The 22,831-nt window shown below is 73.0% G+C and carries 30 protein-coding genes; 15 read left to right on the forward strand and 15 right to left on the reverse strand.

The genetic code is table 11. The annotated features are described in order from the left end of the window. Positions 1 to 3: 3 nt before the first annotated feature. The 15 genes from ACIP5O_RS31525 to ACIP5O_RS31595 all read right to left on the reverse strand — a co-directional run bounded on the left by ACIP5O_RS31525 (position 4) and on the right by ACIP5O_RS31595 (position 10,266). Complete coding sequence (locus ACIP5O_RS31525) at positions 4 to 450, reverse strand: DUF4262 domain-containing protein (RefSeq protein ID WP_401299553.1); 447 nt, start codon at positions 448 to 450, stop codon at positions 4 to 6. A gap of 436 nt (positions 451 to 886) precedes the next feature. Beyond that, positions 887 to 1,396, reverse strand: coding sequence for a hypothetical protein (locus tag ACIP5O_RS31530; protein ID WP_401299556.1), 510 nt, complete (start codon positions 1,394 to 1,396; stop codon positions 887 to 889). A 56-nt stretch (positions 1,397 to 1,452) separates the two neighbouring features. After that, complete coding sequence (locus ACIP5O_RS31535; RefSeq protein ID WP_401299559.1) at positions 1,453 to 1,845, reverse strand: hypothetical protein; 393 nt, start codon at positions 1,843 to 1,845, stop codon at positions 1,453 to 1,455. A 56-nt stretch (positions 1,846 to 1,901) separates the two neighbouring features. Next, entirely contained in the window at positions 1,902 to 2,159 is a 258-nt protein-coding gene (locus ACIP5O_RS31540; protein WP_401299561.1) for a hypothetical protein, read from the reverse strand. Between the two features lie 50 nt (positions 2,160 to 2,209). Continuing rightward, complete coding sequence (locus ACIP5O_RS31545) at positions 2,210 to 2,713, reverse strand: hypothetical protein (protein WP_401299564.1); 504 nt, start codon at positions 2,711 to 2,713, stop codon at positions 2,210 to 2,212. Between the two features lie 59 nt (positions 2,714 to 2,772). Next, complete coding sequence (locus ACIP5O_RS31550) at positions 2,773 to 3,345, reverse strand: hypothetical protein (RefSeq protein ID WP_401299567.1); 573 nt, start codon at positions 3,343 to 3,345, stop codon at positions 2,773 to 2,775. A gap of 56 nt (positions 3,346 to 3,401) precedes the next feature. Then, on the reverse strand, positions 3,402 to 3,827 hold the full coding sequence (locus tag ACIP5O_RS31555) for a hypothetical protein (RefSeq protein WP_401299570.1): 426 nt from the start codon (positions 3,825 to 3,827) through the stop codon (positions 3,402 to 3,404). Positions 3,828 to 3,947: 120 nt separating this feature from the next. Then, a complete protein-coding gene (locus tag ACIP5O_RS31560; RefSeq protein WP_401299573.1) occupies positions 3,948 to 4,862 on the reverse strand; it encodes a hypothetical protein in 915 nt (304 codons plus the stop codon). Positions 4,863 to 4,944: 82 nt separating this feature from the next. Beyond that, complete coding sequence (locus ACIP5O_RS31565; protein ID WP_401299576.1) at positions 4,945 to 5,691, reverse strand: hypothetical protein; 747 nt, start codon at positions 5,689 to 5,691, stop codon at positions 4,945 to 4,947. Between the two features lie 150 nt (positions 5,692 to 5,841). Next, positions 5,842 to 6,474: a hypothetical protein gene (locus ACIP5O_RS31570; RefSeq protein WP_401299579.1), complete on the reverse strand. Its 633-nt coding sequence runs from the start codon at positions 6,472 to 6,474 to the stop codon at positions 5,842 to 5,844. Positions 6,475 to 6,554: 80 nt separating this feature from the next. Next, positions 6,555 to 7,475 (reverse strand): hypothetical protein, encoded by a 921-nt coding sequence (locus ACIP5O_RS31575; RefSeq protein ID WP_401299581.1) that lies wholly within the window; start codon positions 7,473 to 7,475, stop codon positions 6,555 to 6,557. Between the two features lie 92 nt (positions 7,476 to 7,567). Further along, on the reverse strand, positions 7,568 to 8,263 hold the full coding sequence (locus ACIP5O_RS31580) for a hypothetical protein (RefSeq protein ID WP_401299584.1): 696 nt from the start codon (positions 8,261 to 8,263) through the stop codon (positions 7,568 to 7,570). Positions 8,264 to 8,322: 59 nt separating this feature from the next. Beyond that, positions 8,323 to 8,820 carry a hypothetical protein gene (locus ACIP5O_RS31585; RefSeq protein WP_401299587.1) on the reverse strand — a complete coding sequence of 166 codons (498 nt, stop codon included), beginning with the start codon at positions 8,818 to 8,820 and terminating at the stop codon, positions 8,323 to 8,325. Between the two features lie 61 nt (positions 8,821 to 8,881). Further along, positions 8,882 to 9,820 carry a hypothetical protein gene (locus ACIP5O_RS31590; RefSeq protein ID WP_401299589.1) on the reverse strand — a complete coding sequence of 313 codons (939 nt, stop codon included), beginning with the start codon at positions 9,818 to 9,820 and terminating at the stop codon, positions 8,882 to 8,884. A 104-nt stretch (positions 9,821 to 9,924) separates the two neighbouring features. After that, complete coding sequence (locus ACIP5O_RS31595) at positions 9,925 to 10,266, reverse strand: hypothetical protein (protein WP_401299592.1); 342 nt, start codon at positions 10,264 to 10,266, stop codon at positions 9,925 to 9,927. Positions 10,267 to 10,526: 260 nt separating this feature from the next. On the opposite strand from ACIP5O_RS31595, the gene ACIP5O_RS31600 reads away from it, so the two are divergent. The 15 genes from ACIP5O_RS31600 to ACIP5O_RS31670 all read left to right on the forward strand — a co-directional run bounded on the left by ACIP5O_RS31600 (position 10,527) and on the right by ACIP5O_RS31670 (position 22,751). Further along, complete coding sequence (locus ACIP5O_RS31600; RefSeq protein ID WP_401299595.1) at positions 10,527 to 11,273, forward strand: hypothetical protein; 747 nt, start codon at positions 10,527 to 10,529, stop codon at positions 11,271 to 11,273. Between the two features lie 211 nt (positions 11,274 to 11,484). Then, entirely contained in the window at positions 11,485 to 12,252 is a 768-nt protein-coding gene (locus ACIP5O_RS31605; RefSeq protein WP_401299597.1) for a hypothetical protein, read from the forward strand. A 105-nt stretch (positions 12,253 to 12,357) separates the two neighbouring features. Further along, positions 12,358 to 12,513, forward strand: a complete 156-nt coding sequence (locus ACIP5O_RS31610) for a hypothetical protein (RefSeq protein ID WP_401299599.1) — start codon at positions 12,358 to 12,360, stop codon at positions 12,511 to 12,513. A gap of 176 nt (positions 12,514 to 12,689) precedes the next feature. After that, positions 12,690 to 13,292, forward strand: a complete 603-nt coding sequence (locus ACIP5O_RS31615; RefSeq protein WP_401299602.1) for a hypothetical protein — start codon at positions 12,690 to 12,692, stop codon at positions 13,290 to 13,292. 94 nt (positions 13,293 to 13,386) lie between these two features. Then, a complete protein-coding gene (locus tag ACIP5O_RS31620; protein WP_401299604.1) occupies positions 13,387 to 14,475 on the forward strand; it encodes a hypothetical protein in 1,089 nt (362 codons plus the stop codon). 135 nt (positions 14,476 to 14,610) lie between these two features. Next, the gene (locus ACIP5O_RS31625) at positions 14,611 to 14,862 is read left to right on the forward strand and encodes a hypothetical protein (protein WP_401299607.1); all 252 of its coding nucleotides are present in this window, start codon (positions 14,611 to 14,613) and stop codon (positions 14,860 to 14,862) included. A 19-nt stretch (positions 14,863 to 14,881) separates the two neighbouring features. After that, positions 14,882 to 15,505: a hypothetical protein gene (locus ACIP5O_RS31630; protein WP_401299610.1), complete on the forward strand. Its 624-nt coding sequence runs from the start codon at positions 14,882 to 14,884 to the stop codon at positions 15,503 to 15,505. 2 nt (positions 15,506 to 15,507) lie between these two features. Then, positions 15,508 to 15,825, forward strand: coding sequence for a hypothetical protein (locus ACIP5O_RS31635; RefSeq protein ID WP_401299612.1), 318 nt, complete (start codon positions 15,508 to 15,510; stop codon positions 15,823 to 15,825). Between the two features lie 46 nt (positions 15,826 to 15,871). Beyond that, the gene (locus tag ACIP5O_RS31640) at positions 15,872 to 17,914 is read left to right on the forward strand and encodes a hypothetical protein (RefSeq protein ID WP_401299615.1); all 2,043 of its coding nucleotides are present in this window, start codon (positions 15,872 to 15,874) and stop codon (positions 17,912 to 17,914) included. A gap of 137 nt (positions 17,915 to 18,051) precedes the next feature. Beyond that, positions 18,052 to 18,873 (forward strand): hypothetical protein, encoded by an 822-nt coding sequence (locus ACIP5O_RS31645; protein WP_401299618.1) that lies wholly within the window; start codon positions 18,052 to 18,054, stop codon positions 18,871 to 18,873. 107 nt (positions 18,874 to 18,980) lie between these two features. Continuing rightward, positions 18,981 to 20,486, forward strand: coding sequence for a hypothetical protein (locus ACIP5O_RS31650; protein WP_401299620.1), 1,506 nt, complete (start codon positions 18,981 to 18,983; stop codon positions 20,484 to 20,486). 60 nt (positions 20,487 to 20,546) lie between these two features. Next, entirely contained in the window at positions 20,547 to 20,969 is a 423-nt protein-coding gene (locus tag ACIP5O_RS31655) for a hypothetical protein (protein ID WP_401299622.1), read from the forward strand. Further along, positions 20,966 to 21,262: a hypothetical protein gene (locus ACIP5O_RS31660; RefSeq protein WP_401299624.1), complete on the forward strand. Its 297-nt coding sequence runs from the start codon at positions 20,966 to 20,968 to the stop codon at positions 21,260 to 21,262. The genes ACIP5O_RS31655 and ACIP5O_RS31660 overlap by 4 nt, the downstream gene beginning before the upstream one ends. Then, entirely contained in the window at positions 21,259 to 21,756 is a 498-nt protein-coding gene (locus ACIP5O_RS31665) for a hypothetical protein (RefSeq protein ID WP_401299627.1), read from the forward strand. The genes ACIP5O_RS31660 and ACIP5O_RS31665 overlap by 4 nt, the downstream gene beginning before the upstream one ends. Further along, complete coding sequence (locus ACIP5O_RS31670; protein ID WP_401299630.1) at positions 21,753 to 22,751, forward strand: DUF6884 domain-containing protein; 999 nt, start codon at positions 21,753 to 21,755, stop codon at positions 22,749 to 22,751. The genes ACIP5O_RS31665 and ACIP5O_RS31670 overlap by 4 nt, the downstream gene beginning before the upstream one ends. The last annotated feature ends 80 nt before the right edge of the window (positions 22,752 to 22,831 follow it).

The raw sequence follows: 22,831 nt of genomic DNA on the forward strand, positions 1-22,831 counted from the left end.
GGGTTACAGCAGCGGCTGCACCTTGGGGTCGTCGCCGTAGTCGTCACCGTCGGGGAAGCGGCCTTCCACGTCGGGGAGGAGGACCTGCCAGACGTCCGGCTGGTGTCCGTACAGGGCGCGCATCCCCGTGAACCCGCTGGTGTCCGCCGCGCGCCGCAGGCGGACGGAGTAACCGAAGATGACCCCCGCGAGCTCCAGGCCCTCGGTCGGGTCGAGCGCGTCGAGGACGAGCTGGTCGACGGTGTTGTTGAGGACCATCCCGGCGACCTCGGCGGACAGGCCGGTCAAGGCGAGTTCGTAGCTCCGGCCGGGCCGGTCGCACAGGCCCACGGTGTACGCGAAGGGGGGACTCACCCCATCCGGGTCGAAGACCCAGCGGACTGCGTGACCGGCCCGCTGGATGATCCGGGTCGTCTCGTCGTCGGCGGCGGTTCGGCTGCTCGGGGCCATGGGGCGCTCCTCGTGTGTGCGGCGGCGTGGGGACGCGGCACGGGCGAGGCGGGGCGCTGCTCGGCTTGCTCGCTGAGCTGGGTGGAGACGTCGGCCATCCACGCCCGGAACGCGTCAGGCGCAACACAGCCGGCCGCCGCCGTTAGCGTCCACACCTGGGCGGTAGTGGCCATGCCGGGGAGCGCGGCCGAGGAGGCGGGGAGCAGCGGCCCGTGGGGGCACCGGTGGATGCCGAGGGCGGCCGCCACGTCGCGCGTGAACCACACGATCTCGCCCTGCCGTACGCGGACGCGGACGTGAGCGGTGTCGTAGCGGAAGACGCGCGACAGGGACGGCATCGGCAGATCCTTCGGAGCGGAGCGCGGGTGGGGCACTGGTACAGACGGAGTGGGCGGCCGATCCGCTACACCCCGGCCGGGGCGCAGCGGGGCCGGTCTCAGATCAGGGCGTAAGGACTGGACTCGGTGAAGTCGCCGGAGGCGAGATCCACGATGAGGTGAGCGCCATGCACCGGCCGGTCGAGGCGGGAGTACTCGGCCAGCAGATCGCGGAACCGCTCGTCGGCCTCGGCAAAGACCTCGTACCCGGCTTCGCCCTCCTCGGGGAAGTCGAAGGGGTCAACGGTGCCGTCCTCGTGGTGCAGGTAGATCGTCTCGTCGCTCCAGTACACGCCGTCTTCGTAGTTCGGGGTGGTGACGAACTCGATGCGCACGACGGTGTCGTGGGTGGTCAGGGCGCGCAGCACGCCGAGGAGTTCGTCCTTGACGCGGCTGTCCGCCTCTCCGGCGCACCAGCCTGCCAGGGCGTACAGCGCCTCGCGGTCCATTCCCCGGAGCAGCGGCAGGAGCCGGTCCTTGTCGGTGAGGAGCGAGCGGCGCCGGAGCCGGGCCAGGGCGCTGTGCAGTCGTCCGCGCAGCCAGGCCGGGACGGTGGTGGTGGGGTTCATGGCTCTGTGGTCTCTCGGGGGGCCCGGGGCCGCGCCGACGCGGCCCCGGGGGGCGGTCAGGGCTGGAGGGAACGGGCGATCTCGGCGATCTGTTCGGCGACGGTGCGCAGCTCCTCCCGGGTTTGCGGCGCGCCGTCGGGGAGGTTGATGGTGAACATCTGGGGGTCGGGGTTGTAGTAGGGCGCCACGACCAGGTCGACCTGGTCCGGGAAGCAGTGGTCCACGAACACGTGCAGCGTGGGGACGTCGGGGCCCCAGAGCAGGCCGTACGCGCCGATGAAGCCGGAGTCCGCGCCCCAGCCGTCGCCCAGGATGCGGGCGGCCTCGCGGGCGTAGTCGCTGATGACGTACGGGTACTCGGTGCCCGGGGCGGGGTCGTACACGTCGACCTTGGCGGCCGGGGCGAGGGTGGTGTCGTTCTCGGTGGTGTTGTCGGTGTGCAGGTTCACGATGGTCTCTCTGGGAGGGGGCGCGGGCCGGCGTGGGGGCGCGGTCCGCGCGGGGATCAGAAGGTGGTGGGCGTGTGGCCCTCGACGTCGTCCACGAGCGCGAGGCCGAACGGCCGGGCGTACTCCTCGTACGTGCGCTGCACCGCGTCGCTGTGCCAGTCCACGTCGAACGCGCATCCGTTGTCGGCGCCGTCGCGCTCGACCGCGTCCTTGAACAGGGCGTCGATGGCGGCCTGGTCGCCGTCCTTGACCTGCTGGGAGTCGATGATGGTGAGCGTGGTGCCGTCGACGGTCCAGATGAGCAGGGTGGCCACAGGGGGCTCCATGGAGTGGGCCGCCCGGCGCCCGGCCGGGCGGCGGGTGGTCAGATGACGGGGACGGCGATGATCAGGTGGTCGCCGGTCTGCGGCGGCTCGGAGTCGCTGATCTCGATCAGGGCGTCAGCGATCCGCGAGCGCTCGAAGTCGTGCGGGTAGTCCAGGCCATCGGGGGAGTCGGTGAAGTAGGCGGTCGCACCCCATGTGGCCCACGCCGGGCCGTCGTCGTACTCGGTGGTGATGCGGAAGCCGACGGCGGCCGGTCGACGGACGTCCGGCCGGTCATCGAACCAGTCCTTCAGGCCCTCGCGGAGATCGTCCAGGAGCTCGCCCTCGTCCTCCCGGGGCTGCGTGATGTCGGTGGTCCACAGCCGGGCAGCGTCGCACTTGGCGCACGTGTTCTCGTCGTGGGCGTTGATGGCGCGGCAGGTGCAGCGCCACATCAGGCCGGAGTGAACGGCGCGCTCGCGGAGAACGGTGCCCTCGTACTGGAACGCGCCGCTCAGGAGGCGGTTGACGATGGCGGTCACGTCGTCGGAATCGGTGGACATGCGGGTTCCTTCCGGGCCGCCCGGCGGCGGCCGGGCGGCTGAGCATGGGGTGGGGTGGGTTAGCCGAGGAGGGCGAGCGGCGGCGCGGGTGGCAGGGCCGGGGCGTTGCCGGGCGCGGGGGGCTCGGCGGCGGCGAGGTGTCCGGCCTGCTCGCGGCGGAGGTCGTTGAAGGCGCCGTGCTCGGGGATGCCCGGGTGGGACTCGTCCGCGAGGTAGAGCACGTCCGGCGGGGTGTCGTCGTGCCATCCGGCCTGCTCGGTGAACCACTCGCGGAAGAACGGCAGGTGCAGCAGCGTGCGGCCCGCGTCGGGTAGGTCGGAGCCGTTGACGACGAAGGAGTACGGGGCCTCGCCGTCGTGCCGCTCGGGCCCGGCGAACGTCAGCGTGAACGCGGTGCCGGGCAGGGGCGGGCCGACAAGTTCGCGCAGGAACGCGGTCAGCTCGTCCAGGAAGTCGCGGGCCTCGATGGTGGTGTCGTAGCGGGCCTCGTCGTACGCGGAGAGGTCGCTCGCGGAGACCTCCCCGCCGTCGTCCTGGTACGCGGCGAGCCGGGCGGCGTGCCGGTCGTTCAGTTCGGCGTGGCGGGTGAGCCAGGGGTGTATCTGGCCGATGTAGTCGATGGTGTCGTTCATGAACTGGGGCTTTCTGGGGCGGCCCCGGGCCGGCGGCGGGCCCGGGGCGCGACGGGTCAGGCGAGGCGGGTGACGGTGATGTCGTCGGCGCGGTCGACGGTGCCGAAGGTGGTCACGGCGAGGGCCTTCGGGATGTCCGCCTCGGTGTTGTAGCCGGGGGTGATGCGGACGGTGTGGCACAGCTCCTTGTCGACGTACTGTCGGGCGAGGCCGGGGCCGGTGGCCCGGAAGTACACGACGCGGGTGTAGGTGTCGGTGTCGTCCGGTTCGGTGAAGACGGCGTACCGGGCGCGCTCGGCCTTGTCGGCAAGACGGAGGGCGGTGTGGGAGAGGAGGGCGAACTCGGCCCACGGGCGGCGGTCGACGGGCACGGTGGCGATGACCATGGTGTCGTTGTGGCGGACGGCGGTGGCGTCGGTGAATCCGGCGGTGGTGAGGCTGGCGAGTACGGTCTCGCGCAGTTCGGCGGCGGTGGCGGGCATGGGAGTCCTCCGGTCGAGGGGCAGCACCGGGCCGGCGGTCGGACGCCGGGTGCTGGCGGGCAGGGCGGATCGTGGGGGGCGGGAGCGGCTTGGGTCGCGCGCTCCCGCCCGCAGGGGCCGTCAGGCGGCGACGAGCGCGGCGGCGTCCTCGGCCTGGAGGTCGAGCTCCGGCTTGATCACGTCCCACCACTCGGCGTACGGGCCCTCTTCCTCCCAGCGGGTGCGGGCCATGGCCAGGGCGTGCCCGTTGCTCTCGGCGCGGGGGAAGCCGTAGCGGGCGAGCCCCTGCTCGGCGAGCCGGGCGTCGATGACCTCCCACGGGCGGCCGAGACGGAGCCAGTCGGTACGGACGACCGAGTGCACGGGCAGGTCGTACCGGTGCTCGCCGGTGAGCGGGGAGTCCAGGAAGTAGAGGACCTGACGGGAGACGGGCGCCTTGTCGGTGGTGAGCGGGACGGGCGCGGCGTGCTGGGCGAGGACTTCCCGGGCCTTGGAGAGGGTGAGGTCCCAGTGGTGGCGGGTGAGGGTGCCCTCGGCGGCGCGGCGGTCGATGAACGAGTACGCCTCGTTGAAGCCTTCGGCGGTGGCCCAGCCGTCCTCGGTGAGCCAAACGGCGGGCTCGGCGCCGATGTGCCCCCAGACGTCGGCGGGCGTGAAGTAGGGGCCGCCCTCGTTGAGGGTGTCGATCACGTTGCCCCGGTAGCTCTCGACGACCTTGCGGGCGGCCGGGTGCAGGGCGGCGAACAGGTCGGCCGCGAGGATGTACTGCGCCCGGTCGCGCTCGCTCCTCGCCTTGTTGGCGGCGGCGGCCTCGGTGAGCTTGTCGCGGCACCGGTCGTGGGTGTGCGACAGGGGGAAGGTCTCGGCGCGGTCGCGGGTGAAGAAGTGGCTGCGGCCCTCCCGGTGTCCGCCGGGCCGGATGCGGCGGTTGCACAGGGCGTGGCCGTCGGGCCCGAAGGCGTGCCACAGCTCATGGGTGGAGTCGGTGGTGGACCAGACGCGGGCGGTCGCGGGGTCGGTTCCGATCTGAGGCATGAATGTGCCCTTTCTGGAGGCTTTTGCCTGAGTTGTTGCCCCCCTCGCTCTTGGGGGCCAACAAGAAAAACTGTACACCAAGTTAGGGAGTGGTCAACACGTCACCCGCCCCGGGGAGACCGGCCTCCTCCCGGTGTTTCTCCGCCGCACGCCGCGCCCCGCCCCTCGACGGCACAGTCGCCCGCCACCCGCACGAGCAGGCCGCCACCGACGAGCTGTCGTACTGCCACCCGCTCTTGCGCCCGACCGGCCCCGCCCACGCCTGGCTTCCCCAGTTGTCCGCCGCCCGGGACCAGCCGCGCGGCTCCGACGTCCGGGTCACATGCCGCGCCTCCGGGGCGCACAGCAACCGCAGCCCGGCGTCCGCCACGGCGGCCACGGCCCACGTGTTCCACTGCGACCCCTCCAGCCGGGCCGACAGCTCCACCCCCGCGTCCGAGGTGACCGTGAGCCGGCCGTCGGGCCACACCCGCGCGGACGCCCCGGGCACGCTCCACCCCACCGACCCGTCCGACTGCCGGGGCACCCCGTTGGCGTGCGTCCGCGTCATCCGGGCCACCACCCGCACCGACGCCGGGGCCATGTCCGGGTTCCGGTGGTCGGCGGCGGCTGGGGCGAGCGCGGCGAGCGCGGACAGCCACGCCCCGGCGTACGGGTATGCGGCCGGGCGCAGCGTCACCAGGGCGGCGCGCTCGCCGGTCCCCGCCCGGACGGCGGCCCTGACGAACTCCCGCCCGGAGGTGCGGGCGTACTTCCGCACCCGGACCGGGCCGCGCGGGGTGGGGTAGTCGGTTTCCTCGCGGTCTGCGAGCAGGGTCAAGCCGGGCATGGAGGCCTCCAGGGCGAGCGCGGGAGCAGCAGGGCAGGACGGGGGGCGGAGGCGCACCGTCACCCGTTCGGGTGAATCAGAGGGTGCGCGGGGGAGAATCGCCGCCCCCCGGTCGTCATGTTCGTGAGCGGGCGCGTACGGCGCCCCCGGTCAGGCCGGGCAGGGCTGGGGGTGGACGCGACGGCGGGCGCGCTCCAAGACGGCCGGGCGCCGCTCGGGCGGGATCGGGACGTGGTGCTTCACGTACTCGTACGGGCCGTCCCCGGGGGCGGGCATCCGGTGCGCCACGAGCGTCCCGCCGGGGAACGCGTCGGTCGGCTCGGTGATCTCGAAACGGACGCGGGTGCGGCCGAGACGGCGCGTCCACGCGTACGTCACCCCGTCGTGCTCCGGGACCGCGAACCGGGCCGGCCCGATGCTCAGCCTGTAGAGGGTGCACGCGGTGGGCGCGCCCGGCTCGTCGTGCTCCCGCTCCCAGTGCCCGCACCGGGCGCAGCAGGGGGTGAGCGGCGGTCGCTCGCACGGCACGGCACGGTAGACCGGGCCGAGGGCGGCGGGCAGCATGCTCGCGGTCGGCCCGAAAGTGAAGACCACGGTGCCGTCCGGCTCGATGGCGGCGGCGCCGCGCGAATGGAGCGCGGAGCGAAGTACGGAGCGCAGCAGGGCGCCGGAGACCGGTACCGCGGCGGCGTCGCGGTCGACGTTGCTCAGGGCGTACGCAGGGCCCGGAACGTCGAGGGGGCGGGAGATGGCGAGCGCGGCCGGAGCGGCGACGGTGGGCATGACGGGGTCCTTTCGGGGCGGGACGGGAGGAGGGGCGCCGGGCCCCGGGCCGGCTGCGGGCCCGGGGCGCGTGGCGGGGATCAGGCGGGGGCGGCCAGGAGCGCGGCGGGGACGACGAGAAGCGGCTCGTCCGGCTCCCACATGTCGCACGCGGTGCGCCTGCCCTCCGGCACGGCGAACACGACGCGCGGCTCCGGCTCCTCGCCGTCGTACAAGTCCCGGTCGAGCTGGCACGGCGTGCACACGCACCACGGGTTCCACGGCCGGGGAGCGGCTACGTACGGGTCCGTCATCCACGCGGAGCTGCGGGTGATCCGGCCGGACCCTATGGGCCGGTCGAACGACGCAAGGACCAGATCCCCGGCCTTGACCTCCCGGGCGGCCACGACCCGGGCGGACGCCTCAGACGCCCCGGGCGGCAGGGCCTTGAACGGGGCGTTCGTCGGACGCTGGGTGGCGACCAGCGGCGTCCGGGACGGGTCGACGTCGAACATCTCACGGTGCCCCGGGCACTCCCGGCTGAGGAGCTGCGCCTCCCGGCGGCCCTGGCGGTACAGGCCGTCCAGCGGTTCGGGCAAGGACGTGGCGTCGTCGGCCTGCCGGTACTCGGTGGCACCCCGGGCGAACGCGGCCTGCCCGGCGGTGTGCGGCGCGCCGTCGTCGCCCCACATGGCCCATGGCCACAGGCCGCCGATCAGGTACCGGCCGTGCGCGTCCGGGGTCACGATGACAATGCGGCCCAACTCGTTGTACGTCTCGGTCCACTGGAGCGTCAGGGTGCCGTCGGCGGCGAAGGTGCCGCTCGTGCCCTGGTCGTCCCGGGCGGCGTTGGCGACGATCCGCACGGCGGTCTCCCGGGTGAACAGGTGCGCGGTGTCCTCGTCCCACACGGACGTGACGGGCAGTCCGACGTAGGGGCCGTGCCCGGTGTCCGAGATGGTGAAGAGCTGCACGCTCAGGGGCGTTCCGTCGGCGTGGGCGGCGGGCGGGATGCTGGTCATGGTGTGGGTTCCTTCCGGGCGAGGGGAGAGTGTCAGGGAGCGGGGGCTTGTGGCCCGGGGGCGCGGCGGGCGCCCCCGGGCCGGCTGTGTGCTCAGCGGTTGATCGGGGCGGTCGCCGCGCCGTCGTTGGCGACGGCGGCGTCCATCACCAGGTCCCGGGCCGCTCGCGGTTCGAGGAGGGCGGAGATGGTGAGGTCCTGGACCATCTCCGGGAAGTCCCACGGGCCGAAGGTCCGCCCGGGGAGCGCGGAGAACTCGGAGGTGTACCGGGTGCCGCTCTTGCGGACGGTGACCGTCGGGACGGGCGCGGCGGCCGGGGCGGGCGCCGGGCCGTGCTCGTCCGGCGTGTCCTTGTCCGGGTTGCACTCGTCCGAGTCGGCGTCCGAGTCGGGGTTGGGGTACTCGGAGCGCGGATTGGCGAGCAGGGCGAGCGTCGCCTCCCTGAACACGTCCAGCGCGTCCAGGCCGCCGAAGCCGTACGCCCGGTCAAAGGCCGTCTCCATGGCCCGCTTGACGGTGCTGAGGCGGTACAGCGGGTCCAGCGTGCGGGGCGGGGTGCCGCCGCTGTAGGCGTTGGGGACGCCCGTCGTGGTGAAGACGCGGTGCCAGTCCTCGCCCTCCGGCCAGTGGCCGACGACCACGGTGCCGTCTCCGTGGAGGTCGATGCCGCAGAGCGTCAGGTCGGGGTCGTCGGCGCGTTCGATGACGACGGTGGTGGTGCCCTCCGTCTTCGGCACGTCGAGGGTGGCCAGGGTGTTGTTCGCGTCGTCGGTGATCAGGTAGCGCACGGGGGTTCTCTCCAGGGGTGTGGGGCCGGGGCGCGGGCGCGCCCCGGCGGCGGGGCGGGTCAGCGGCACTCGACGTGCGCGCGGCACTCGGCGTCGAGCGCACGGAGCGCGGCAGTCCACTCGGGGGTACCGGGCAGCTCTTCCAGTTCGAGCACCAGGGCGCGCCCGTCGGGGTTGTCGGTGCGGGAGCCGTCGGGGTTCGTCCAGCCGTACGGCGGCCGGCCCGCGACCGTCGAGCACAGGACGGCGGCCGGGCCCGTGCCGTGGCACGCGGCGGGCAGCCCGTCCACCAGCGGGCCGCACTGGCGGTTGCCCATCGAGCGGCAGTCCCATCCGGACTCGTCCTCGTCGATCCGGCCGTCGCGGTTGTCGTCGCCGGTGAGGTCCGCCTGTCCGTCGATCCAGCCGTCGTTGTAGGCGGTGACGACGGCCCGTTCGGTGGCGTCGGCGGCGGCGTGGTCGAGCGCGGCGCCCGTGGTGTACGTGGCGAGGAGCAGCGCGGGGAGCAGGAGCAGCGTGGGGAGGAAGGGGCGGACGTGGGCGAGGAAGCGGCGCATCGTGGGTTCTCCGATCGGAGGGGGCGCGGCGGAGTGCGCCGCGCCCCGGGGTGGCAGGGGGTCAGGCGGGGCAGCAGTCGCCGGTGAGCTGACGGTGGGCGTGGCACGTGGTGCGCTCGTCGCCCGCGATCACGCCGTACCGCTCGCACGTGTCCTCCAGGACCGCGATGCGCTCAAGGGGCGCGCCCTGGAAGGGGTTGCGGCAGAGGGTCAGGTGCATGTCCGTGAGGGCCTTGAGCGCGTCGTCGGGGGTGTCGGGGAGCTGCGTGCGGCGGACGCGGTCCGTCGCGGCGTCGAGGGTGACGGCGAGGGCTTCCGTGACCCGCAGGGTGTTGAACCGGCGCGCGGTCCGCTCCCTGGCCGCGTCGACGTCGGGCGCCACGGGGGAGACGACGGCGTACCCGGTGGGGGTGCGGCCGGTCCGGCGCTCCCAGGCGGCCTTGTGCTGCCAGTCCGCGAACGTGCCCCAGGCGTGGACGCGCGGGTTCCGGCAGGGGTGTGCCTGCTGGAAGTAGGGGTCCGTGGAGTACGGGGCGCAGGGGACGCACGGGCGGCCGAGCCAGTACGCGTTGGCCCCGAGGAGCGTGCCGTCCGGGTTGAGGGTGCACGCGAGGAAGACGCGGCCGACGTCGGAGGGCGTACCCTTCGGCAGCTTCACGCCTATGAAGAGGGCGGCCGTCAGGTCCGCGAGCGCGGTGGTGAACTCCTCGTTCGCCCGGTGCCGCTCCTCGCCGTACACGCCGTGGTCGTTGAGCGTGGCGAGCGCGGCCCGGTAGCGGGTGAGCGCGGTCTCGGGGTCGGTGAGGTAGCCAAGCGTCTGGTCGAGCTGGACGCACCACGTCTCATCGGGGTCAAGTACCAGGTCGGCGGTGGTGATCGCGTGGCCGCACGGGCAGTACGCGTCACCGTCCGGGCCGATGGAGAAGGGGTGCGTGCCGCACTGGCCGCAGAAGATCGGGGTGGCGGCGGGGCGCGCGGGGACGTCGAGGAGCGTGGTCACGGCGGTGTCCTCCCGGACAAGGGCATGGGCGTGGGAGAGGAGGGCCGGGCGGGCGGCGGCGGAGGGGGTGGGCCGGCCGCCTGCCCGGCGGTCTGTGGTGCGCGCTACGCGGCGGGGACGTAGTCGGCGGTCCGGGCGTACTTGCCGCACCCGGCGGAGAGCGCGGGGTCGGTCACCCGGTAGACGAAGACCTTGATCCACTTGCCCTTGGGGTAGCCCTTGCACGGCTTGGTGCGCTTGCGGGTCTGGCGCGGCTGGTGGCCGTGGTGCGCGGTCCGGTACTCGGAGGCGACGTAGCGGCCGGCCCACGAGCCGTAGCGGTCGATCTCCTTCTCCTCCATGCCGAGCATCGTCAGGTAGTCGCTCACCTTCACGCGTTCGGTCATGTCGCGGTGGGTGCGGGTGGCGCGGCGGCGGTCGCGGAGGACGCGGCGGGCAGCAGACACAGGGGTGTCCCTTTCTGGTGAGGCCGGGGATGGGTGCGGCTCGCTCTTGCCGCTCCGTCCCGGTCGGTGCTCCACCATCATAGGCACACCCGAGCAACTTTGTACACCCAGTTAGTTCCTGAGATCGAAATCCCTTGTGCATATAGGGGACAGGGGGCGGGTTGACACCATCGACCTATCTCGGTGTACAGTCTTACTCGTTGGCCCCCAAGAGCGAGGGGGCGACACCCACACTCGGTTTCCGGAGAGAGGTCACACCCATGCCCATCGCCCTGGCCAAGCCCACCGACGACACCCCCGACACCCCGCCGGCCCCCTGGTACATCACCGTCGGAACCCGCCCGGACGGACGCGTGACCAGCGTCGAACTCTCCGACTACCCCCCGAGCAACGACACCACGTTCCGCGAGAACGTCCAGGCCACCGTGTGGCAGACCCCGCTTCCGGAGTACGAGGAGGACACGGCACGCGCGGTCAAGGTCCTCGACCTCGAACTCTCCACCGCCTACCACACCGACGACGAGTCCGAGTGGGCCAGGGGCGAGGAGAGCGCACGGGCCTTCCGCTTCGACCGCACCGACGAACGCGCCTTCCTCCGGGCCGTCGAAGCGCGGCTCATCCTCGCCGGGGTCCTCGACGCCCACGCGGGCATGGTCCACTGCCAGGGGTACGGCATCACCCTCGACACGGGCGAAGAGCACTGGGCCTACCGGGACGGCACGGGGGAATGGAACTTCGCCACCCGCGACATCCTCGACATGGAGGGCTGGAGCCACCGCGCCGACGCCATCGCCCCGGCCACGGCGTCCCCCCGTCGCCTCGCCGCCGCGATCCTCCTGCACCTGACCGACGCCGGGGACGTCGACACCGCCACCCTGCCGCCCCTGCTCCGCGCCCGCGTCGCCTACGGCCTGTGGCGCCTGAGGCCGAACTGGCGGAACTTCAAGTACCGGGCCCGCTTCCTCCTCCGCCTCTACCGCAACCGGATCACCGCCCGCATCCGCTGACCCCCGCCCCGGGGGCGCACCGCACCCGCCGGTGCGCCCCCGGGCCGGCCCGCCGCCGCCCCTCGTGACACGCGCGCGCGTAGACGGTTCCACGAAGTTCAACGAGATGTTCTTTTCGCAGGTCAGAGGCTTGCGCCGTAGGCGGTGACGCACCCCGCCGCGCGCCCGTCCTGCCCCTCTTTCACACCTTTTCTTCCTTGGGAGTTCCCCCGTGGAGTTCAACGAAGTTCCGGCGTCCGTCCGCAGCTACACCCACTTCACCGATCCGGCCGACGCGACGTTCCCCGCCTACCGGGTGTTCGTGTACGGGCCTCACGTCCTGCCCGACCAGAAGGGACAGGTCATGTCCCGGGCGCTCCTGCGCGCCATGCTGATCAACGCCACCAAGGACAACTGCGGCTCCATGGCCCGGGATGAGCTGTCGGGCGGACTGAGGTACCGGTACCCGGATCTGCCGGACACCTTCGTGGCGCACCCCGATCCAGACCTCCGGCTCCGGGAGTGCGCGACGTGCGGGCAGTGGGTGAGCGAGCACGCCAACCCGAACGGCTCGGCCTGCGCCACCTTCACCGCACAGCCGGAGCCGGGCAGCACCGGCAACCCGCTGTGCGAGAGGTGCCGTCAGCCGTACAAGCACCACGGGCGCTCGCTCACCGTGGCGTGCGCCGACTTCCTCCCCGTCTACGAGGACCAGCGGGTACGGCAGGACGTGAAGGAGCTGTGCGCCGCGCTCACGGAAGCGGGCGTCACCTTCCGGGTCCAGCACTCGCCGTGGGGAGCGCTCCAGGTCGACAGCGCTAAGGGCGCGTACACGGTCGAACGTGTCTCGGATCGCTCGACGGCACTGGGCCGGCCGTCGGGTTGCTGGTCCGCGCTCCGCTGGGAGGGCGCGCGGTACTCCGGACTCGGACAGGCCACCGTGCCGCAGGTGATCGCCCTCGTCTCCGGCGCCGCCCCCGGAGCAGGCCCGACCGCCTGATTCTCCGTCGTCTCCGCATCGCTGCGCGGCCTGCCGTCGCGGAGCGGTGCGGGAACGACGGCGCCCCGCCGACTCCCTTCCCGCCCAACGGACCAGGAGGTCCCCATGCCCATGGACAAGCCCGCCAACGTCACCCCCGCCCCCGAGTCGCCCATCACCCGTAAGGAGTTCCGCACCCTTCAGTTGCTCGTGATGTTCCAGTCCTTCGCAAGCGCCATCGCGTTCGCCGTCATCCTCTTCGCGGCCCTGACCTCGGCCTGAGCCCAGATCTCACCGCCGGCCGGGGCGCGCCCTCCCGCCGCCCCGGCCCCCGCTCCCGCTGCCTCCCGTCTCCGGCCGCGCCGTGCTCCGTCGCGGCCGGGTTCAGGGCGCGCCGTAACCGCGTCTCCCGGGCCACCATGCCGCCCGTCCCCCCTGATCACCTCTGGAGTACCCCCATGACCCACCTGTCCTCTCCCGTGCTGCCGCTGATCCCCTCCGCGTTCGCCACCGGTGACCGGATCTCCTGCCGGGGCTGCACGTACGTACGTCTCGCATCCGGGATCTGGGAGTGCCCGCCCTGCGGCCCTGCGTCGTTCACCATCAACGACGAGGCGATCCGGAGTCTGTTCGTGCAGCCGGGACTTCTCGACGCGATGGGCTCCGTGCCGCTGTTCGCCCCGGCCAGCGTCCCGGCGGGCACGCCGCTCCCCGGGCGGCCGGTCCTCGCGGGAGAGCGGCCGTTCGAGCCGGGGCGGCCCTACCTGCTGTCCTCGACCGACGACACCGAAGACCTCGCGGGCGTCCCGAACGACAAGCCGGGGCCGTGGGGCATCGCTCAGGCCACGATCGTCTCTTCCGACGGCGGCCCCTCCAGCGGGAACGGCTACGACGTGTCGCTCGCGGAGACCGGGACCGTGTTCATCCGGACCGCCGACAAGGGCGTCACCCTCGCGTACACCCCCGCCGAGGAGCCGACAGCCGAAGAGGCGTCCGTGCTGAGCGCCCACCAGGTCGTGCGCGACCTCATGGCGGCTGTGCTCTTGCTCCACGGCTTCTGACCTTCCCCGCCCGGACGGGGGCGTGTCCGTACGGCGCGCCCCCGCCGGCCCCCTGCTTCCTCGCCTTCCCGTAAGCCCCTTGGAGGACTCGACCATGAGCACCACCGTTCCCCCCGCCCCCGCGACCGCGCCCGTCCGGTACTTCGCCGAGTTCTGGTCCGGCATGCAGGTCACCCGCCGCTCCGAGGGCACCCGCCGTGAGGACTGGGTGGCGATCACCGTGCCGAAGGACGGCCCGGACCCCGTCGCCCGGTTCACCGCCCCGTACGCCCCAGACGGGGAGATCGGCGCGAACGCCCTGCTCGCCGCGAACGGATGGCACGCGCTGGGGCCCTGGGAGTACCTTGCCGGCCGGAACACCTACCGGGCCCGGGTGGAGCCGATGCGCCCGCTGGTCGTGGCCCTCCAGGACGCCGTACGGGCCGTGGAGGACTACGGGAGCCCGGACACCCTCGCGGTCGTGGGCGCGGCCCTGGGCGGCCTGTACGTCGACGTCATGGACGAGCAGGCCCACCGCATCCACGACGGGGCGGAGCGGGCCGTGGCGCTGGCCGAGGGCGCCGAGGAGTGGACCCTTCTGGAGGACGTGGAGCGCGCGGTGTCCAGCTTCCTGCACAGGCCGGACGGCGCCACGATCGAGCACCCGGCGGTCCGGGCCGTCGTGCTCCTCACCTCGCAGTGCGGCAGCCGGTACGGCGAGCGGGTGGAGGACCCCGTCGAGCGGCGCGCGTGGATCGCGTCCCCGGAGCGCCGGGCCTGGAGGCGGGCCTACCTCGACGGTCTGGAGGCTCTGCGCAAGCTCGGGTCCGCCATCGAGGGCACGGGCGACGGAAAGGCTCTGGACAAGGCGATGACGGCGTTCGTGGCGTCCGTGCGGCGCGTCATCCCCTACCAGGCGCTGTTCGAGACCCGCCGGGCCCTGGTGGAGGCCGCGCGCTCCTACGGCCTGTTCGTCGTCGGGATGCGTCAGCCGATGCCCGAGGGCGGATGGGAGTGGGCCCGTCGCCTCGGTGACGCGACGTTCCTGTTCGCCGTGACCCCGCCGTTCGTGGAAGGCCCGTACGGGGCCGTGGAGGTCCAACGGTTCTCCGAGGACGGGACGGCCGACCCGGTGCGGTACTTCCCGCTCGGCGGCAACGAGGAGCGGCGCCGCGCCGTGGCCGAAGCCCTCTACCGCATCTGACCGTGCCGCCCGGCCCGGGGCGCGCCCGCTGCGCCCCGGCCGCCGGCCCGGCGCTCCCTTCCCTCAGCCGTACCCGTTGCGGCCGTGAGCAGGGCGCACCGTGCCCCCGAGTACCTGATCCGATTGGAGCTTGCCGTGTTCCACATCACCGAAGCCATGGCCGCCGAACTGAACGCCGCGGCGGTCTTCCTCCCGCAGAACCCCGCCGAAGAGGACTCGTTGCCCATGGTCGGGAACGGGGGAGCGCAGGTCTACGCGTACTGGACGACGGCCGGTCTGCACGTCTCGCTGGAGTTCGGCAGCACCCCGGAGGCGCTGCGCGACGCGAACGGCAACGTGCCCGTGCGCATCGAGCTGGGCGCCAACACCGTGTTCACCACCATCTGACCCCCGAGAGGAACGTTCCATGTCCACCCTTGCCCTGAACGCTTCGGCCGCTGCGCCGGCCGTGTTCCCCCCGCCGTCCGTCCCCTCGCGCTTCTGGGACGGCGACCGCTACGAGTGGTCGACCGGCGACGTCTGGGAGCGGTCCGAAGGCCAGTGGGTGCCCGTGCCCGACGACGGGTCCGGCTCCTTCACCGACGCCGAGGTGCGTCACGCCCTGGCGCGCGCCGTCGACAACCGCGACCCCGGTCACCGGTTCGTCCCCCGGCCGCCGGGCGCGATCCTGCCCGGCATGCGGGTACACAGCCTGCTGGACCTGTTCGCCCTGTCGTTCCAGCCCGCCCGGTCCGCCGCCCAGTACCTCCTGGAGCACCAGGACGGACGGTTGGTGGCGGGCCGGGAGCTGATCGCCGCGCACGACGAGGACGCCGCGCACGACTTCCCCGCCGTCATCCCCCTGTGGATGATGCGCTACCTCCTCAAGGAAATCGTTCAGGAGCAGCGGCGGCCGGAGGTGTCGTATCACCGGCCGTCCGGGCGGCTGTACGTCCGCTACGAGCGGCCCGTGGACCTGCCCGGCCGGGAGACCGTTGAGTGCGTCCACGTCTTCGTCCTCTCCAACGCCGATGTCCACGGGGGTGCCTGACCATGTCGAACAAGGCCGAGCGCGACAAGATCGGCGAACTCCTCCAGCGGGAGTGGAAGGACTACGCCGCCATCCTCGACGACCGGGGCGAGACCTGGAAGACCACCGATCCCATGCGGTGGCCCGCCAGTAGCGCGCTGCACTCCCTCGACCACGCCATCCGGCGCCTGCTCGACGTGGCCAAGATCGTCGGTCTCGACGTCACCCGGGCGTCCCTGGAGCGCGATCACCGGGCGATCGAGGAGTACCGCCGGATGTTCCCCGGCGCGGGGATGCCGACGCTGGAGGACGTGGTGAAGTCCCTCCCGCCGGCCGCCTGACCTTCGCCCCTTCTCACCTCTACACGCCCTGATCTGGAGATTCCTCATGTCCCGTACCACCGTGTCCCCGTCCCTTCCCCTGCCCGACCGTGCCGCGGCCTTCCTGCGCCCCCGGTTCGACCAGTACAGCCCCGGCTTTCGCGACGGGTGGCACGTCATCTCCCGCAACGGCCGGTGGGCCGTCGTGTGGAACCTGGCCGGCCGCGAGAGCGGCGAGACGCCGGAGCAGGCCGTGAAGCGGCTGGAGCTGGCCAAGGCCCTGGCCGCGGGCGGGTACGCCGTCAGCACGCCGCCCGGCTTCTCCATGGTGTTCTTCGCCGACCGGCCGCGCACCGACGGGCCCCGGTACTCGGTCGTGACCGACGACTCCCTGTTCGGCCGCCCGCGCGTGGTGATGGACACCTGGACCAGCGTCGGCATGGCGTCGTTCGAGGACCCGGAGAGGGCCCGCAAGCGCTGCGCGGAGCTGGAGCGTGAGCAGGCGCTAGCCGACGCCATGGCGAACTCGACCCCCAACATGGCCAAGTACCTCAGGGGGGCGGACGAACTCCTCGGTGACGGGTTCTGGTTCCTGCGCACCGAGGAGTACAGCGACGCCGACCACCGGCCGCCGACCGTGCACGAGCGCGTCGACGCCCTGGTCGACGTCGCCAACGCGGTGCTGCGCGGCGCCACGTTCGAGCGGACCGGGCGCCGGATGGCGTACGAGTCGGAGGAGTACGACGTGGCGTGGTGCCCCAAGAGCAGCACGCCGGCGGTCGGCTACTTCCCCGGTCGGCACGCCGAGGACCAGCGCACCCCGTTCATGGATGCCGCGATCGGGCTGCTGGTCGACGCGGGGCTGACCCCGGCGGTCTTCGGCGAACCGGTCGGTGAGGGCGCCTTCATGGTCGAGCAGGAGGGGTTCCAGGTGGGCACCGCCCCGCAGGCCCGGCGCGGCTCGCCGCGCGTGTGGGTGTCCCTGTGCGGGCGCGGCGTCGCGCTGGCCGAGCACGGGCGTGCCGTCGAGGTGCTGCGGGAAGCGGGGTGGACGGTCAACCCGTCCGGGTTCGACAGCGAGGGTATCCACGAGGCGTTCCCGCCCGCCGGGACGGTCGTGCCGCGCCGGGAGGGCACGACGCTGGGCTTCTACCCGAGCGACGCGGACCACGAGCACGTTCAGGCAGCCGTGTCCCTGCTGCTCGACTGGGGGTTCAACCCGGCCGAGACCCGCGACAACCGGACGGTCGACACCCCGCACGGAACCGCCCTGGAGTATGACGACCTGGCGAACGGGTTCCTCGTGCACTCCACCGGCCAGGACGACCACGTGATCGTCCAGTTCCTGATCGACGGACAGCACCGGGTCGGCACGAGGACGGACAGCGAACTGCACGCGTACGCGAAGGCGCTGCGGGCGGGCGGGTTCCTCGGCGGGTACGCGGACGGCTACTACCAGATCTCGGCCCGCCGGATGCTGGGCCAGGAGGCGAAGGACGTCGCCACCATCCGGGAGGTGCTGAATGAGACCGGGCACCGGTGGGAGTCGCTGCACCTGGAGGGCCTGCGGGTGCGGCTGCGCTGGTACACGGGCTCGGTCGTGGTCAAGCCCTTCGGGGAGATGGAGCCCGAGGAGCGGGCCCGGCGCATGGAGCGGATGCGGGAGGACCTGGAGCGCGCCGGCGGGAAGCCGGTGCTGCTGTCGCCGTACCACCTGCGGGTGGAGGTCTCGCCGGAGGCGTGGGAGGTCCCGGCGGGCATCGGGTGCAACGTCGAGGAGCACGAGGTGCCCGAAGTCCGGGCGGCGCTGATGACCCTGGAGGGCAACGGCTGGTTCGGCGGGATCTTCGCCGAGGAGGTGATCACCGAACCGTGGTCGCCGCCCACCGGCTTCCACCTCTTCCCGACCGGCCAGGACGGGACCGTCATCGTCACGGCGGAGGGGGACGAGCGCGCGGGCGACCCGTGGGCGAAGGAGATCGTGGCGAAGCGGTGGGAGGCTCACGAGCGCTACGCCCGCATCTTCGAGGGCGCAGGCTGGACGGTGCGCCTGCTCGGGAGCCGTGACGAGACCGGCGGGACGCTCGCCGTGCGGGTCCCGGGGCACTGAGCCGGCCGTCCCGGGGGGAGGGGTTGGCGTCGGCCTTCCCTTCCCCCCGGGACCTAACTTGGTGTACAGTTCTTGTCGTTGGCCCCCAAGAGCGAGGGGGCCGACACCACGCTCCGCACCTCCAGAAAGGCACCCTCGTGTCCATTTCCGCGAGCCCGGCCAGCGCCACCGCCGACACCGCCCTCTTCGACGCCACCCGCCGCACCCTCGGCCCCGGCTGGACGCTGCGCCCCAGCTTCCACCCCCCGATGAGCGCGACCATCCGTTCCCGCTACGGCCACCACGTGGAGCTCAACGGCATCTACGACGGCCTGATCTACGCCACGGCCCACCTTCCGAACCGCGAGCGCAGCACCTTCTCCGCCCGCCCGGACGCGAACACCGCTGAGGCGTACGGGATCGCCCTCGCGAAGCTGATCACCGGAAACTTCGTCCCGGCCCACAACGCCGTCTGCCCCGTGCGGCACTTCCACGCCGCCGTGAACACCGCCCTCGGCGGCCGGGAGCGCACGACGTTCTGGGAGTTCGGCACCCTCCACACCGCGTGGGCCCTCCCCGACGGCGGCCGCGCCCGCGTCAAGGCCCGCCGCGCTCCCCTGGACAACAGTCCCGAGGACACCGAGGAGAGCGGCGAGGGCATCGAGGCCACCACCACCTTCAACGACCTGACGTTCGAGCAGGCCGCGCGCGTCCTGGCCGTGCTCGACCTCGCGAACGACGACGAGCGCCGCCACGTCCCGGTCTGCGGGTACCCCGCCCGCCGACTCAAGGCCGCCGCACCCGCGCTGCGCGGCATCGACACCTACCACTGGCCGAACCTGGGGGGCCACTTCACCGTCTCCCTGACCGTGGACGACCGGGTGAAGGTCGAGATCGCTGCACCGGCCACGGCCCCGCTGTTCAACGTCACGGTGTACGGCGACACCGGCAACCAGATCGCCGCCATCCGCGCGCTCTGACCCGCGCCCCGCTGCGCCCGGCCCTGCGCCGGGCGCAGCGGGCCCCCTTCCCTCTCCGGCCCGCGCGCTCGCGCCTCCGGCCGTCCTGACCATTCCGGAGCACCACCATGCCCATTCCGACCCCCGGCTCTGTCGCCTCGGCCACCGCCGCCCGCAGAGCCCACACCGCCCTCGTCCAGCGCCTCACCGAAGAGCGCGACGCCGCCGCCGAGGCACACGCCGGCGCGAAGAGGGCCGTGCACGACGCCCGGTGGCGCCGCGGCCGCGCCGAGGACAAGCGGTCCATGCTCCTGGGCATCGACCGGCACCTCCCGCCGAGCCAGGCGCGCGACAAGGGCATCCGCGACATCACCGACTACACGGAGCGGATGGCGCAGGCCAAGAAGTCCGCCCGTGCCCTCCACGCCGCGACCGGCGTCGTCCTGCGCGCCGCCGAGCTGTCCCTTCTGGGAGCCACGGCCGCCGAGGCCGCCGCGCACGCACCGCTCCCGACGGGGGAGCGGGCCGAGGTGATCGGCCGCGCCGCGTGCGATACCGCGCTTACCGCGCGCGAGTTCACCGCCGTGACCCACCGCCCGGACTGGCGTGCGGCCGGCGGCTGGATCGCCGCCGCGCCGGAGACGTGGACCCGGGAGTACGCCACGAACATCGTCCTCAACTGGGCGAAGGCCCGGGGCGCGTGGCTCCTGGCCGACGGCGCCGGAACGCTGTTCGTCGTCTCGGCCGACCGCGTCATCGAGCTGTCCCCCGTACGAGAGCCGGTCCCCACCGAGGGCGACGTCCTCGAAGCCGCGCTCAACGCCTACGGCCTCTCCTCCGACGCGGACGGCACGGACGGGGTGACCTTCCGGGTGATGCCCGCCGAGCCGGGAACGCCCATCGAGGACATCTACAACGGGCCGCACCTGCTGCTGTACGCCGGGGAGCGGGCCGACCGTCCCGCGAGCGAGTACAGCGAACCGTGGTCGGTCCACCTGCACCGCAAGGATGGCGACTACGTCGATCAGGTGTACGTCGCGCCCGAGGGGCTGGAGTGCGCCGAGGCGAGCGCGGCGTGCGCGCAGGCTGTCGTCTCCTGGTTCGAGCGCCGCCGGCGGGGGACGGTCGGCCGGGCGCTGCTCGACGGCCTGTCCGCGCTGGGCATCCACGCCTTCGCGGATAACGGTGACGGGAGTACCTGGATCGTCGTTCCCCGGGACGCCGCCCTCGGGTACACCGGGCCGCACCTCACCGTCTTCGGCTGGACCGAGGACAAGGAAGCCTCGGTGGACCTAGCGGTTGGTGAGCAGACCGGGATGACGGTCTGCTTCGATGACGGCGTCCGCGCCTGGCCCGAACCGCTCTTCGGCTTCGAGGGCTCCGATCTGGCGCCGTGCCTGCGCGCGGTCGTCCGCTGGGCGCTGCTCGGCCCGCTGGACGACAAGGTCCGCGAGGGGGCCCGCTCCGTCGAGGAGTGGGAGAAGGAGCGCGCCGACGTGCTCGCCGAGACGGGTCTCACGCCCGACGAGCAGCCCGCCGACTCCTCCGCGCTCGACGACGCGCTCCGCCCGTACGAGAAGGACGCGCTCGCCCTGCTCGGCGACCTCCGCGACCTCCTCGCCTCCGGCTCCTGACCACCCCTGCGGCCGGTCGCCACCCGGCCGGCCGCCCCACATCCCGAAGGAACTTCCCCCATGACCAGCACCAAGACCGCCGGTGACGTCCTGCGCGCCGCCCTCGCCGACTGGGACCTCGTGCCCGTGGTCGACGTCTCCGCCTTCGCCTTCCCGCTCGACCTCGGCGCCCGCACGCTCGGCGGCCCGTACATCGCCGTCGCCGACTGCGAGCCGACCACCGAGGGACCGGTCGACGAGCACACCGGATGGCTCGCCGTGGTCCTGGACGAGGACGGCGAGCCGGTGAAGACCCTTCACGACGGCACGTCCACCGGCCCCGTGGACTGCGCGGCCGACTCGATCGCCGTGGCGGCCGTCATCGCCGCCTTCCTCACCTCGCCGGTCTCCCGTCACTGCGACTGCTACTCCCAGGAGCGGTACGGGCGCCGCCACGACCGCGAGTGCAACCGGTACGCCTTCCCCGAAGGGGACCGGTCGTGAGCGCCGCGCCCCCGTGCGCCGTGCACCGCGTGCCGGACCGGCGCGGCCCGCGCGCCACCGCTGTGCCGCTGCCGTCCTGCGGCGGCGGCACGGAGTACGGCGTCTGGGACGAGGGCGCCGGCGGCTTCGTCTACGCGGCCGACTGCGCCACCGACTCCGGGAACTGGGCCGTCAACCTCTTGGCCGAGGACCCGGACGCGGAACTGTCGGTCAAGGCGGTGTGCCCGGATCACCAGGAGCAGCCCGCCGCCGTCTGCGAGGACTGCTACGGCGACGAGGACGAATCGTCGTGATCACCCGCCTGGAGACGTGGTGGAACGTCGGCGTGGACAGCTTCGCCGAGGACAACGGCTACGACGTCGCCGAGGTCCCGCGGGAGCTGATCGGCTACGTCACCGCGTCCGTTACCGACATCAAGTCCCTTGATGAGGCGGAGGGTTGGGCGTACGACTTCGGCCCGACCCGTCTCCGGGTCCTCGACGGCCGAGTGCACATGGCGCTCGGCTGGCGCCTGGAGGTCGACCGCGACGCGTGGGCAGCCGTTCGCGGGCTCGACCCGCGCGCCGGTCTCCGGCACGACTTCGCCGGGCACATCGCCCACGAGCTGATCGGCCTGCCGTCCGTGTGCGAGACGGACGCGGCGATGACCGCGCGGTTCGCCACCGGCCACGGCGTCGTCCACCGCACGTGGACGTGGCAGGACCGCCACCCCAACGCCCGCAACGACGGGCCCCCCATCCACCTCCCGGCCGCCCCCGGCCGGGCCCACAGGAAGACGAACCCATGACGCTCAGCCCGACCGGCGCGAAGATCCTCGACGCCAACGAGAACGGCATGGTCTCCGGCCACGCCGCAGCGCTCGCCAAGCTCGAAGCCGACGGCCTGGTCATCCCGCACAGCGACGAGGGCGGCACGCACTGGATGACCGAGGAGGGGTGGGCGGCCTTGGACGCCTGGCGGGCGGAGAACCCGGGTCGCAGTGCGCTGCCGGACACTCCGAGCATCCTGCCGAAGCTGCCCGCCCGGCAGCACGAGGCGGTGCTCACCGCCGCGCGGCGGCCGGACCAGAACGTGCCCGGCCGCGACGATCCGGCCTACCACAAGAAGGGAGAGGCGTGGTTCCGCGCCTCCACCCTGCGGAGCGTCGCCGCGAGCGGCTACGCCACCATCCGGCCCGAGCCGTACGACGAGGGCCCGATGACGTGGGAGGAGACGGGCCGCTCGCTCTACCTCACGGAGGCCGGGCGGGAGTACGCCCGGCAGCGCGGGGGCGTCGACGTCCGCCGGCGGCGCGTCGTCGCCCTGGCCTGCGGGGACAAGAAGCTGCTGCACCCGGGCTTCAACGAGTATGGCAACGCGAACGCGGGCTACCCGGTCGGGGAGTTGTACGTCGGGAGCTACCACCGGTCCCTTCGCAGCGCGGCGGACAAGCTGACCGATCCGGTGCTGATCTTCGTCCTCTCCGCCCTCCACGGTCTCGTTCCGTTCGACCGCCGCCTGCTCCCCTACGACGTCCGCCTCGGAGACGAGCGTGCCGTCACGCCGGAGAAAGTTGGCTGGGACGCGGCGCGCCTTGGCCTGGACGACGCGGACGTCGTCTTCCTCGGCGGCCAGGACTACGCCGCGCTGCTGCTGCCGTCTGTCCCGCACCTGTACGCGCCGCTGGTCGGCGGCATGGGCGAGCACCGCGGCCAGTGCGCGCGGGCCCGCGACAACGCCGCCGTGCGCGAGGCGTGGTGGGAGAAGGCCGCCGCCCTCCACGCCGAGCACGCCGCCCGCTGACCCCGCGCCCCGGGGTCCCAGCGGCCCCGGGGCGCCCCCCGCCCCCAACCTCCGGCCCGGGTTCACCAGCCTCCCGGGCC

It is taken from the genome of Streptomyces sp. NPDC088915 (genome assembly GCF_044749825.1).
GTDB lineage: Bacteria > Actinomycetota > Actinomycetes > Streptomycetales > Streptomycetaceae > Streptomyces.

Bases quoted from the DNA above. Each gene is read 5' to 3' on its own strand.
- ACIP5O_RS31525 (WP_401299553.1), bottom strand. From the start codon at position 450: ATGGCCCCGAGCAGCCGAACCGCCGCCGACGACGAGACGACCCGGATC.
- ACIP5O_RS31530 (WP_401299556.1), bottom strand. From the start codon at position 1,396: ATGAACCCCACCACCACCGTCCCGGCCTGGCTGCGCGGACGACTGCAC.
- ACIP5O_RS31545 (WP_401299564.1), bottom strand. From the start codon at position 2,713: ATGTCCACCGATTCCGACGACGTGACCGCCATCGTCAACCGCCTCCTG.
- ACIP5O_RS31550 (WP_401299567.1), bottom strand. From the start codon at position 3,345: ATGAACGACACCATCGACTACATCGGCCAGATACACCCCTGGCTCACC.
- ACIP5O_RS31555 (WP_401299570.1), bottom strand. From the start codon at position 3,827: ATGCCCGCCACCGCCGCCGAACTGCGCGAGACCGTACTCGCCAGCCTC.
- ACIP5O_RS31560 (WP_401299573.1), bottom strand. From the start codon at position 4,862: ATGCCTCAGATCGGAACCGACCCCGCGACCGCCCGCGTCTGGTCCACC.
- ACIP5O_RS31565 (WP_401299576.1), bottom strand. From the start codon at position 5,691: ATGCCCGGCTTGACCCTGCTCGCAGACCGCGAGGAAACCGACTACCCC.
- ACIP5O_RS31570 (WP_401299579.1), bottom strand. From the start codon at position 6,474: ATGCCCACCGTCGCCGCTCCGGCCGCGCTCGCCATCTCCCGCCCCCTC.
- ACIP5O_RS31575 (WP_401299581.1), bottom strand. From the start codon at position 7,475: ATGACCAGCATCCCGCCCGCCGCCCACGCCGACGGAACGCCCCTGAGC.
- ACIP5O_RS31585 (WP_401299587.1), bottom strand. From the start codon at position 8,820: ATGCGCCGCTTCCTCGCCCACGTCCGCCCCTTCCTCCCCACGCTGCTC.
- ACIP5O_RS31600 (WP_401299595.1), top strand. From the start codon at position 10,527: ATGCCCATCGCCCTGGCCAAGCCCACCGACGACACCCCCGACACCCCG.
- ACIP5O_RS31610 (WP_401299599.1), top strand. From the start codon at position 12,358: ATGCCCATGGACAAGCCCGCCAACGTCACCCCCGCCCCCGAGTCGCCC.
- ACIP5O_RS31615 (WP_401299602.1), top strand. From the start codon at position 12,690: ATGACCCACCTGTCCTCTCCCGTGCTGCCGCTGATCCCCTCCGCGTTC.
- ACIP5O_RS31620 (WP_401299604.1), top strand. From the start codon at position 13,387: ATGAGCACCACCGTTCCCCCCGCCCCCGCGACCGCGCCCGTCCGGTAC.
- ACIP5O_RS31630 (WP_401299610.1), top strand. From the start codon at position 14,882: ATGTCCACCCTTGCCCTGAACGCTTCGGCCGCTGCGCCGGCCGTGTTC.
- ACIP5O_RS31635 (WP_401299612.1), top strand. From the start codon at position 15,508: ATGTCGAACAAGGCCGAGCGCGACAAGATCGGCGAACTCCTCCAGCGG.
- ACIP5O_RS31640 (WP_401299615.1), top strand. From the start codon at position 15,872: ATGTCCCGTACCACCGTGTCCCCGTCCCTTCCCCTGCCCGACCGTGCC.
- ACIP5O_RS31650 (WP_401299620.1), top strand. From the start codon at position 18,981: ATGCCCATTCCGACCCCCGGCTCTGTCGCCTCGGCCACCGCCGCCCGC.
- ACIP5O_RS31655 (WP_401299622.1), top strand. From the start codon at position 20,547: ATGACCAGCACCAAGACCGCCGGTGACGTCCTGCGCGCCGCCCTCGCC.
- ACIP5O_RS31670 (WP_401299630.1), top strand. From the start codon at position 21,753: ATGACGCTCAGCCCGACCGGCGCGAAGATCCTCGACGCCAACGAGAAC.